This window comes from Streptomyces sp. MspMP-M5 (assembly GCF_000373585.1).
In the GTDB taxonomy this organism is placed as follows: Bacteria; Actinomycetota; Actinomycetes; order Streptomycetales; family Streptomycetaceae; genus Streptomyces.
Window position 1 is genome coordinate 1 of record NZ_KB891957.1, and the last position, 9,498, is coordinate 9,498.

9 protein-coding genes and 1 pseudogene are annotated in these 9,498 nt (G+C 71.6%); 5 read left to right on the top strand and 5 right to left on the bottom strand.

Annotated elements, in window-relative coordinates:
* The 3 genes and pseudogenes from B073_RS42445 to B073_RS0137065 form a co-directional block, all read left to right on the top strand.
* A pseudogene (locus tag B073_RS42445) lies at positions 1 to 917 on the top strand (prenyltransferase/squalene oxidase repeat-containing protein); the annotation flags it as partial.
* A gap of 54 nt (positions 918 to 971) precedes the next feature.
* On the top strand, positions 972 to 2,336 hold the full coding sequence (locus B073_RS0137060) for a cytochrome P450 (RefSeq protein WP_018543110.1): 1,365 nt from the start codon (positions 972 to 974) through the stop codon (positions 2,334 to 2,336).
* Positions 2,337 to 2,558: 222 nt separating this feature from the next.
* Positions 2,559 to 3,278, top strand: a complete 720-nt coding sequence (locus B073_RS0137065; RefSeq protein WP_026248080.1) for an SDR family NAD(P)-dependent oxidoreductase — start codon at positions 2,559 to 2,561, stop codon at positions 3,276 to 3,278.
* Positions 3,279 to 3,315: 37 nt separating this feature from the next.
* Here the strand turns inward: B073_RS0137065 and B073_RS0137070 are convergent, their stop codons facing one another.
* Entirely contained in the window at positions 3,316 to 4,404 is a 1,089-nt protein-coding gene (locus B073_RS0137070; protein ID WP_026248081.1) for an NAD-dependent epimerase/dehydratase family protein, read from the bottom strand.
* 231 nt (positions 4,405 to 4,635) lie between these two features.
* Positions 4,636 to 4,962: a hypothetical protein gene (locus B073_RS0137075; protein WP_026248082.1), complete on the bottom strand. Its 327-nt coding sequence runs from the start codon at positions 4,960 to 4,962 to the stop codon at positions 4,636 to 4,638.
* A 333-nt stretch (positions 4,963 to 5,295) separates the two neighbouring features.
* On the opposite strand from B073_RS0137075, the gene B073_RS0137080 reads away from it, so the two are divergent.
* Complete coding sequence (locus B073_RS0137080; RefSeq protein WP_018543114.1) at positions 5,296 to 5,631, top strand: hypothetical protein; 336 nt, start codon at positions 5,296 to 5,298, stop codon at positions 5,629 to 5,631.
* A 32-nt stretch (positions 5,632 to 5,663) separates the two neighbouring features.
* Here B073_RS0137080 and B073_RS0137085 read toward each other — a convergent pair whose 3' ends face one another.
* From B073_RS0137085 to B073_RS0137095, 3 genes are read right to left on the bottom strand one after another with little or no spacing between them, the layout of a single operon-like run.
* Positions 5,664 to 6,665: an aldo/keto reductase gene (locus B073_RS0137085; protein ID WP_018543115.1), complete on the bottom strand. Its 1,002-nt coding sequence runs from the start codon at positions 6,663 to 6,665 to the stop codon at positions 5,664 to 5,666.
* A complete protein-coding gene (locus B073_RS42450; protein WP_018543116.1) occupies positions 6,662 to 7,882 on the bottom strand; it encodes an MAB_1171c family putative transporter in 1,221 nt (406 codons plus the stop codon). The genes B073_RS0137085 and B073_RS42450 overlap by 4 nt, the downstream gene beginning before the upstream one ends.
* A gap of 42 nt (positions 7,883 to 7,924) precedes the next feature.
* Complete coding sequence (locus B073_RS0137095; protein WP_037814101.1) at positions 7,925 to 8,491, bottom strand: hypothetical protein; 567 nt, start codon at positions 8,489 to 8,491, stop codon at positions 7,925 to 7,927.
* 338 nt (positions 8,492 to 8,829) lie between these two features.
* On the opposite strand from B073_RS0137095, the gene B073_RS0137100 reads away from it, so the two are divergent.
* On the top strand, positions 8,830 to 9,396 hold the full coding sequence (locus B073_RS0137100; RefSeq protein WP_018543118.1) for a CHAP domain-containing protein: 567 nt from the start codon (positions 8,830 to 8,832) through the stop codon (positions 9,394 to 9,396).
* Positions 9,397 to 9,498 lie beyond the last annotated feature (102 nt).

Consider the following 9,498-nt stretch of genomic DNA (forward strand, 5'->3'; position numbering starts at 1 on the left):
CCCGCCGCTGTGCGGAGTATCTGCTCGCCAGTCAACGCCCGGACGGCACCTGGCGTTTCGCCACCAGCGATGTCTGGGACACCGCGCTGAGCGTGCGGGTCTTCCGGGGCTCGGCGGCCTTCGACCGGAGTGCCCTGCCGGCCGCGGTGGCGTTCCTGGTCGCGGCGCAGAATCCCGACGGTGGCTGGCCCTACCGCTCGGACGTCGAGTCCGACACCGACACCACCGCGGCCGCCCTGCTCGCCCTGCTCGCCCTGGACGGCGCAACCGGCGCGCCAGGCACGGCGATCCGGGCCGGCCTGCGTCACCTGGCCGAGCAGCAGACGCTCGACGGGCTCTGGCGGACCTGGCAGTCGGCCGGCGACCCTCCGGTGGACGATGTGATCGCCCATGTCGTCACCGCGTTGGACCGCCACTCCGGCCGTCACCGCATCCCGCTGACCGCGGCACGTGACTGGCTCGCCGGGCGCTATGCCGAACAGGGGCGCTGGCACGCCGGTTGGTACCGCGGCCTGCCGTACGCCCTCGCCGAGGTGCTGCCGGCCTTCGATGCGGCAACCCACAAGGGCGGCCATCCGGCTGCCCGGACCCTGGCCGAAACCCGCAACCCCGATGGTGGCTGGCCCGTCGAGGCGGGCGGCCCGAGCACCCCCGCCGCCACCGGCCTCGCGCTCGCCGCCCTGGAACGCGGCGGCGTCCACGACGCCACCTACTGGATTCCGGGACTCGGCTACCTCCTGGAGACCCAGCGCGACGACGGCACCTGGCCGGGCGTACCGCTCATGTACGGCCCACGGCCGCTGCTGACGCACTTTCCCACCCAGAACCACGCGTTCACCGCCGAGGGCCTCTTCGCCGGACTGCGCCATCTCCACGCTGCCGGGCGGGCCGCAGCCCACGTACCGGAGGCCGGCTGACGGGCGTCAGGCGCCAGGCACCAGACGCCAGGCATCAGTAAGGAGCGGAGCAGTATGAGCAGGACGGACACCGAGCCGACCGGCGCACGGAGGGCGGCCGTCGCCCCCGGGCGGGTACCGCTGGTCGGGCACGCCGCAGCACTCCACCGTGACGCGCTGCGCTTCCTGTGCGGGCTGCGGCACCACGGCCCGGTGACGAAGATCTACATCGGCCCGCGGCCGGTCCATGTCGTCAACTCCCCGGAAATCATCCGCGAGTTGTTGACGCTCCAGGCGCGTGACTTCGACAAGGGTGCGATGTTCGACGCCCTGCGCGTACCGCTCGGCGACGGCCTGATCACCACGGCCGGCGACCGCCACCGCCGCCACCGCCGGCTGATGCAGCCCGCCTTCCACCACGAGCGGATCGCCCGCTACGCCCGGACCATGGCCGAACGCTCCCAGGCCCGGGCCGCCGACTGGGCGCCGGGCACCACACGCGACCTGGTGCCGGAGATCCACCGACTGACCCTCGACATCCTGCTGCGCACCCTCTTCGCCGACCCGCAGGACCCGGCGCTGGACGCCGCCGTCAAGGGCTGGCTGACCGTCAAGTACCACTCCATGCGCCTGGCGCTGTCCCCGCTCCACGCCTGGGCGGAACGCCTCCCCCTGCTGCCGGGGTGGCGGCCGCCCGACCCCGGACCGTTGCGGCGCCTGGTCGACGTCCAGCTCCGGATCATCGAGAGCTACCGCGCCGACGGGCGGGACCGCGGCGACCTGCTGTCCATGCTCCTGCTCGCGGGCGGCCCCGAGGGCGCGCTGACCGATGCGGAGGTGACCGACGAGCTGATCACGCTGTTCCTGGCCGGTACCGGCACCGTCAGCGCGTCCCTGGCCTGGGCGCTGCACGAGATCTCTCGCCGTCCCGGCGTCCAGCGCCGGATCCACGACGAACTGGACACCGTGCTCGACGGACGGCCGCCCGGCTTCGAGGACCTGCCCGCGCTGGTCTACACGCGGCAGGTGCTGACCGAGGTGCTGCGGCTGTACCCGCCGTCATGGCTGCTGATGCGCCGCGCGGTGCGTCCGGTCACGCTCGGCGGCGTCCGGCTCGCCCCCGGCGACGAGGTGTTCTTCAGCCCGTACGCCGTGCACCGCGATCCGCGACTCTACGAGGACCCCGAGCGCTTCGCCCCCGACCGCTGGCCGTCCGACGCCGCCGCGAAGGCACCACGTCACACCTTTCTGCCGTTCGGAGCAGGCAGCCGGCTGTGCATCGGCGAAGACTACGCCTGGGCCGAACTGACCCTGGCCGTAGCCGCGTTCACCGCCCAACGGTACCTGGAACCGGCCGATACCACGCCGGTACGGCCGCTGGTCGGCACCGTTCTCCGTCCGGACCGTCTGCCGTTGACGGCGCGGGCCCGTCCGTCCTGACGGCCCCCGACCGACGCCGCCGTCGCACCATCACCATCACCATCTCCGCGACGACCAGCCGCCCGTCGCGGACAGGAGCCGCATATGCCCATCCCTGAACCGCCGTCCGACGACGCAGCACAGACCGGCCCACCAGCCGAGCTGCCAGTCGGTGCACCAGCCGGCTCAGCAGTAGACCCCCAACCTGTCCCGCGGTCCGGGCGGTTACAGGACCGGGTCGCGCTGGTAACCGGTGGCGCCTCCGGGATCGGCGCGGCATGTGCGGTGCGCCTGGCCGCGGAGGGGGCCGTGGTGGTGGTCGCCGACCTCGACGAGGTGGGCGCGACCAGGGTCGCCGGGCGGATCGCCGACGCCGGCGGCACGGCCCTGGCCCGCCGGATCGACGTCACCGATGCGGACAGCGTCGCCCGCGTCGTCACGGAGGCCACCACTATGTACAACGGCCTGCGGATCGCGGTCAACTGCGCCGGGATCAACGGTCCGCTCAGCCCGCTGGCCGACCTCCCGCCCGCCGACTTCGACACCGTGATGAAGGTGAACCTGTACGGCGTCTTCCACGCGATGCGCTGTCAGCTCCCCGCCATGGCCCCCACGGGCGGTGTCATCGTCAATCTCGCCTCCATCGCAGCACATGCGGGCTTTCGCAACCATGCCGCCTATGCCGCCGCCAAGCAGGGTGTGCTCGCCCTGACCCGGACGGCGGCCCGGGAGTACGCCGGCCATGGCATCCGAGTGCTGTCCGTGTCGCCCGGCATCGTCGACACCCCCATGGTCGCCGCGTTGCCGCCCGGGGCCGCCGACGGGGTACTCGCCGCCGTCCCGCTGGCGCGCGCCGCCCAGCCGGCCGAAGTCGCCGCCCTCGTCGCCTACTTGGTGTCCGACGGCGCCTCGTACCTGACGGGCAGCGATCATGTGGTCGACGGCGGCTATCTGGCCAAGTGACGGGCCGTTGGCGACGGCCTTGGCGCTGCCGAGCTTGTCACGGGCGTTGTCCCACTCCGGTGGCCAGTTCGCGGATGCGGCCGCCGGGCAGTCGCGCGGCCAGGGGTGCGGTGTCCATGCCCGCCACGTCCCTGAGCCCGTGCAGGAACTCGTCGAGTGCCTCGACGGCGCTGTAGCGCGGCGTCCACTCCAGTTCCGTGCGGGCGCGCGCGGTGTCCAGCAGCGGCAGCCGCAGCACCGCGTCGAACAACTCGGGAGAGGCCGGCACGAGGTGCAGCCGCCAGGCCGCCGCCACCGCGTCGCGCACGGGCCGCTGGGGCAGCCGTACGGCGCGGGCCGCCAGCAGGTCGGCGAGCCGGGAGCCGTCGACCACAGGGTCGGCGGCCAGATTGAAGGCGCCCCGCACCTCGCGGACCACCGCACGGCGGTAGGCGTCGGCCGCGTCGTCCGTGTGCAGGGCCTGGAACCGCAGGTCAGGGAGGTCGGGGACGATCGGTATCAAGGACGGCCGGACGAGCCGCTGCGGCACCAGAGGGCCCGCGAAGAGCCGGCGCTGTTCGGAAGCCGCCTCCCTCTTGAAGAGGAAGCCGGGGCGCATGCGGACCACCCGGATATCGGGGTGGCGTTCCTCGAAGGTGTCCAGGACCCGCTCCAGATATGCCTTCTCCCGGCAGTAGGCCGCCTCCGGCCAGCCGTGGGTGGGCCAGGACTCGTCGACGTAGCGGTCCTTCGGCCCGGGACTGTAGGCGCCCACCGAGGAGGCATGGATCAGGGTGGGCACACCGCTGCGCGCCACCGCCTCGAAGACCCGCAGACTGCCCAGCACATTGGTCTCCCATGTGGTGGCCGGGTCGTGGGTGGGCTGGAAGAGCCAGGCCAGGTGGATCACCGCGTCCGCGCCCTGGAAGTGGGACGCCAGATCGTCCTGCGGATCCGCCACATCCACACAGGCCCAGGCAGCCTTGGCGATCGGCAGGTGACAGGGCCGGCGAGCCAGTCCAAGGGTGGAACCCACCGCCCGTTCCTGACCGAGGACCCGCATCACGCTGGTGCCGACGTTGCCGGTCGCTCCCACGACAACCACGCGGAGTCCTGGGCCGTGACCGTCCGTACGGTTGCTCTGCATGAGTCTCCCTCCGCGAGGGCGCCGCCCATCCGGGCCCGCTGCCCGCGCACCGGACGGCTCCAGCCCTCCGGACGGCTCCAGCCCTCCGTCGTCGTACCCCTCCTCCACGCTAGGGGGACGGCTGCGGCGGTGCCACCGCGTCCCGCCCAGGCGCCGCAGGCCGGATGCAAGGCCCGGACACCGAGCCGGCGAGCGGTGTCCGGGCCCTGGCTGTCGGCCGGGCCGTCCGGCTCAGCGGCCGACGGCCTTGCGCAGCTGCTCCTTGTTCATCTGCGAGCGGCCTTCGACGTGCTTCTTCTTGGCTTCCTCGTACAGCTGGTCCCTGGTCGGGCCCTGGGCCCCGCGGTGGCTGCGTTCGCCACCCCGCTGCGAGGCGGACTTGGGATCCTGGGTGGAGACCTTGCCGGCCGACTTGGACTCCCCGGACCGGGCCCGTTCCTTGTTCACGGTCCGCGCGGCCATCTCCTTCGCCCGCTTCTCCGAGGCACCGCGCTCCTTGGCGCTCTCCTTGATGTGCTCGTACTGCCGCTCACGCTTCCTACTGGATCCCGCAGGCATGTTCTGATCCAACTCCTTGATCAAGCTGCCCTTCCGCATCCTCCGCGTCCTTACGCGTCCGTCTGCGCTAGTGGTGGGTGGCCCAGCGAGCCGCCCCACCACACCCGCACCCTTCCAGTCCACCTCTCTTCGGCGTCCGGCGCGACACAGCGCGTCGGACGGACGTCGGCGGACGGTCTGAGGCGCTGGACGTTGGGGTGGGAACATGAGGTGGGAAACGAGAGGTCGGCAAGCCCGACGCCCACGAATATCGCGTTGTGGGTGCCGGACCATGGCCATAGGGTCACCGCTATGTCTGTGCGTCTACGTATGCGTCAAGCCCTGCCGGAAGCGATGCGCGCCCGCGACAGAACCGCGGTGAGCGCGCTGCGCGCCACGCTCGCCGCGCTGGACAACGCCGAGGCGGTGCCCGTGGAGGAAGTCGAGCTGCGCGCCGCGGCGCTGGAGCAGTCGCCGGTCGGCGCCGGCGCCACCGAAGCGGCCCGGCGCGAGTTGAGCGAGCACCGGGTGGTGGACGTCGTACGTGCCGAGGCCGCCGAACGCCTGGAAGCCGCAGCGCAGTTGACGGCACCCGCCCACGCCGACCGAGCCGCCCGACTCCGCGCCGAGGCCGCCGTGCTGATCGGATTCCTCGACGGCCCCGGCGCCGGCGACCCGGGCGTCGCATAGCGGCCGGCGCCGCGCAGGCGCCGGCTCCGCGTTCAGTGTCCCAGTCGTTCCAAGGCCGCTTCGGGGTAGCGTTCGCCGGCCACGGCTTCCTCGGGGACGGTGCGGCGCAGCAGATCACGGTCGGCGTCGGACAGGGGCACCGTCACCGCGGCGACGTTCTCCTGCAGATAGCGCCGGCGCTTGGTGCCGGGGATGGGCACGATGTCCTCGCCCTGGGCGAGCAGCCAGGCAAGCGCTGCCTGGGCAGGCGAGCAGCCGATCCGTTCGGCGACGTCCCGTACCGCCTGGACGAGGGCCAGGTTGCGCTGGATGTTCTCGTCGGCGAAGCGCGGCCAGCGCCGGCGGTTGTCGTCCGCGGCGAGTTCGCTGCGGGAGGAGAGGGAGCCGGTGAGCATGCCGCGCCCGAGCGGGGAGTAGGCCACGACGGCGATGCCCAACTCCCGGCAGGTGGCGAGCAGTTCGCCCTCCACCACGTTGCGGGTGAAGAGGGAGTACTCCACCTGGACCGCGCTGACCGGGTGGACCGCATGGGCCTTGCGCAGCGTCGCGGGGCTGACCTCGCTGAGTCCGATGTGCCGCACCAGTCCGGCCTCCACCAGCCGGGCCATGGCACCGACCGTCTCCTCGATGGGAGTGGCGGGATTGCGGCGGTGGGCGTAGTAGAGGTCGATGTGCTCGACGCCCAGGCGGCGCAGCGAGGCCCGGCAGGCGAGGGGCACGTACTCGGCGGAGGTGTCGACGTCGCCGACCCGGCCCGTGGTGGCGTCGTGGCGGAGCCCGAACTTGGTCGCCACCACCATCCGGTCGCGCTCCTGGGCGTGTCTGTGCAGCCAGCGTCCGACCAACTCCTCGTTGCTGCCCTGCCCGTAGGCGTCGGCGGTGTCCAGGAGGGTGACGCCCGTTTCGAGTGCCTGGTCCAGGGTGCGCTGGGACTCCTCCTCGTCCGGCACCCCGTAGGCGATCGACATTCCCATGCAGCCCAGGCCGATCGCGGACACCTCGGGGCCGTTGCTGCCCAGCTTGCGGTACTTCATCGAATTTTCCTCTCCGTGCACCGGTCGGCGGACCGGACGGTGGCGTAGGCGCGGGCGATAGCCAGCAGCCGGCTGACTTCTTCGGTGTAGTCGCCGCCCTTGGCGGCCTCCGGGCCGACCGCCGTGGAGGCACGGACCGGCGGCTGGTTGTCGTGCTTGGCGCGCAGCGCCGACACCAGTGTGGTGGCCTGCACCATGGCGTGCAGCCGGTCGCCCGACAGTCCCGCCGCCTCGGCCGACTGCCGGGCGTCGGCGGCCGCGCCCGGCGCCACGTACGGACGGAGCGTGAGCAGGCCGTCCTGGATCTCGATGACCATGCGGTAGAGGCGATAGCTGATGTCACCGGGCAGGAAGCGGGCGAGGCGGCCGGCGTGTTGCGGATGGAGCGCGATGTCCGGCACCGCCGCGTACAGCGCCGCCCACAGGGGGTGCAGTCGCTGATAGGTGACGAAGTTGCGGGCCAGCCGCCGCCATTCGGCGACCCGTGGCCCCCAGGAAGGCATGGTGAGCCCCGCCACCAGGAAGAAGATGCCGGTTCCGTTGGCCACCGGCGTCAGCAGTTCCCAGTCCAGCGGGTCCAGTCCGCACTGCACCGCGATCAGCGAGACCAGTCGGTTCAGGCAGTACACCAGGCACGCACTCGCCCCGATCGCCGTGCTGTAAAGGCCCCTTCGCAGCCACTGCCGGCCGGCCACCCGTCCGTAGCGGCGGCACAGCCGGATGATCTCGATCATCCCGGCGCCGAACGCGCAGACGTAGAGCAGCAGATAGGCCGCGACCAACGGCCGGTGTGCGTTCTGCAGCAGATAGTGGGCGCTGCGCCGCTGGTCGCCGCCGCCCGCCGCCGCCCACATGCTGACCATGGCGACCGCGCACAGGGCCGCGATGAGCAGCCGGACCAGGGCATGCCGCCGGGCGGCCTCGGGCGGGTACACCCAGAAGACGATCGCCGTCAGGAAGGCGGCACTGGAGGCGACGCCGCCGAAGAGATGGATGCCCAGCGCCCCGAGATCGGCCACCCCCGCGTACGCGTCCACGGCCTGCGAGACGGAGGGCGTGGAGAGCGTGAACGAGATTCCCTTGCCGAAGAACGCGATGAGCAGCGCGAGCAGGGCCGGATCGCGCCGGTGGTGGCGCAGGTCGCGCAGTTTGTAGAGCAGCGCGAGCATGCAGAGGACGGCACACGCGGGGAAGGCGGCGGCCTTCACCGCGTTCATGAGACCGCCTGCCGTCCCGCGGCCGGGCACCGTGCGAAGCCGCTACTGGGCATGGGGCCCCGCGCCAGGGTTGAGCGAGCTCTCGATGCGCCCGACGGTCTCGGCGTCGGCGGACGGCACGCTCCACACCGACTCCACGGCGGGGCGGGTGACGCGTTCGAGGATGAGGGACGCGACGATCTCCGCCTCCTGCTCCTCCGCGGTGGAGTAGCCGGTGCGCCCCAGCATCTCCCGCACCCGCTCCGGGTCCAGATTCGGCATCAGGTCGCGCACCGTCGCCGCGTCGAACCCGGCGGAGTCGCGGTGCCGGCACAGCATGTGTGCCAGCTCATGGGCGATGATGTGGTCCTGGTGCAGACGGCTGGTGTCCGCCTCGACCACGATGACGTCGAAGGCGTCCGTCGCCAGCCACATACCGCAGGGAGCGTCCGCCCCCAGGGGAAGTGGTACGAGCTGGATCGGCCGTCCCCGGTCGGCGCTGAGCCGTTCCATCACCGTGGCGATACTGCATCCGTCGGACAGGTCCAGGCGCGCCAGTACCGCGGCAGAGGCCCGGCGCAGCTGTTTGAGTTGCTTCTTGCGGGGCTGCTGGTGAGCCCTGGAGGACAAGGCCGCCACTCCCGTGCCTGCTCCTTCCTCTCCACTGGTCGCTTCGTCCCGCCCGACGAGGACTCGTCCGGAGGAGTCATGGCGTGCCGTACGGACACGCGAACACAGTAGCCCCTCGCCCGTGGTGCGGCGCATTTTCCGGGCTGCGCGCCGATCGCACCACGCCGCTGAAGTTGGGCAAACGGAAAGGCGGTTGGCCCGAATTCGTCGCACGGGCCGGGGCGGTCGGTGTTTCACGACGATTCCATCGGCGCTTTCTAGCGTCCCGTTCAGCGTGTTCGCAGTGCGCGCAGCACGGAGCCGAGCACGCCTGATTCAGCCCGACCGAAAGGAGAGTCATGACACTCTGGAAGACGCGTCACACCGCTGTCAGGGGCATGCTGGCCGCAGCCGTGGCGGTACCGTCGCTCATGCTGGCCGCGGGCCCGGCGTCGGCCGCGCCCGAGGACATCGTCGGGGTCGCGAACGCCAATCTCGACCATCACGCCTGTGACACCAACAGCGCGGGCCAGCAGGGCTACAACTCCAGTTGCACGGGCGCCGGCGGCTCACCCGAGAACTGGTGCGCGGACTTCGTGTCCTGGGCCTGGGCGCAGGCAGGCTACAACGTCAACGGCCTGACGCCGGCGGCCGGCAGCTTCGCGCAGTACGGCGCGGGGTTGCATCCGGATCCCCATGTCGGAGACGCGGTCGTCTTCAACTACAACGGCAACGGGGGCGCCGATCACGTCGCCATCGTCACGGCGGTCAACGATGACGGGAGCATCGAGAGCATAGGCGGCAACGAGGTCACCGAAGACGCCGCGACCTCCACCGTCCACCACGACGGCCCCTACAGCGGCGCGGTGGGCGACAGCTCGTACTGGAACATGGCGATCAGCGGCTACGTCTCGCCGACCAACTAGGGCGCTGCTGACGGATCTCCGTGGAGGAAGGAGCGGCGTCTGGTGCGTGCTCTCGCAAGGCGCCGGGATGGCTTCATAGCGGAGCTATGGAGACATTTCGGC

Excerpts from the sequence above, each read along its gene's own strand:
- B073_RS0137060 (WP_018543110.1), top strand. The coding sequence starts at position 972 with ATGAGCAGGACGGACACCGAGCCGACCGGCGCACGGAGGGCGGCCGTC.
- B073_RS0137070 (WP_026248081.1), bottom strand. The coding sequence starts at position 4,404 with ATGCAGAGCAACCGTACGGACGGTCACGGCCCAGGACTCCGCGTGGTT.
- B073_RS0137075 (WP_026248082.1), bottom strand. The coding sequence starts at position 4,962 with ATGCCTGCGGGATCCAGTAGGAAGCGTGAGCGGCAGTACGAGCACATC.
- B073_RS0137080 (WP_018543114.1), top strand. The coding sequence starts at position 5,296 with ATGCGCGCCCGCGACAGAACCGCGGTGAGCGCGCTGCGCGCCACGCTC.
- B073_RS0137085 (WP_018543115.1), bottom strand. The coding sequence starts at position 6,665 with ATGAAGTACCGCAAGCTGGGCAGCAACGGCCCCGAGGTGTCCGCGATC.
- B073_RS42450 (WP_018543116.1), bottom strand. The coding sequence starts at position 7,882 with ATGAACGCGGTGAAGGCCGCCGCCTTCCCCGCGTGTGCCGTCCTCTGC.
- B073_RS0137100 (WP_018543118.1), top strand. The coding sequence starts at position 8,830 with ATGACACTCTGGAAGACGCGTCACACCGCTGTCAGGGGCATGCTGGCC.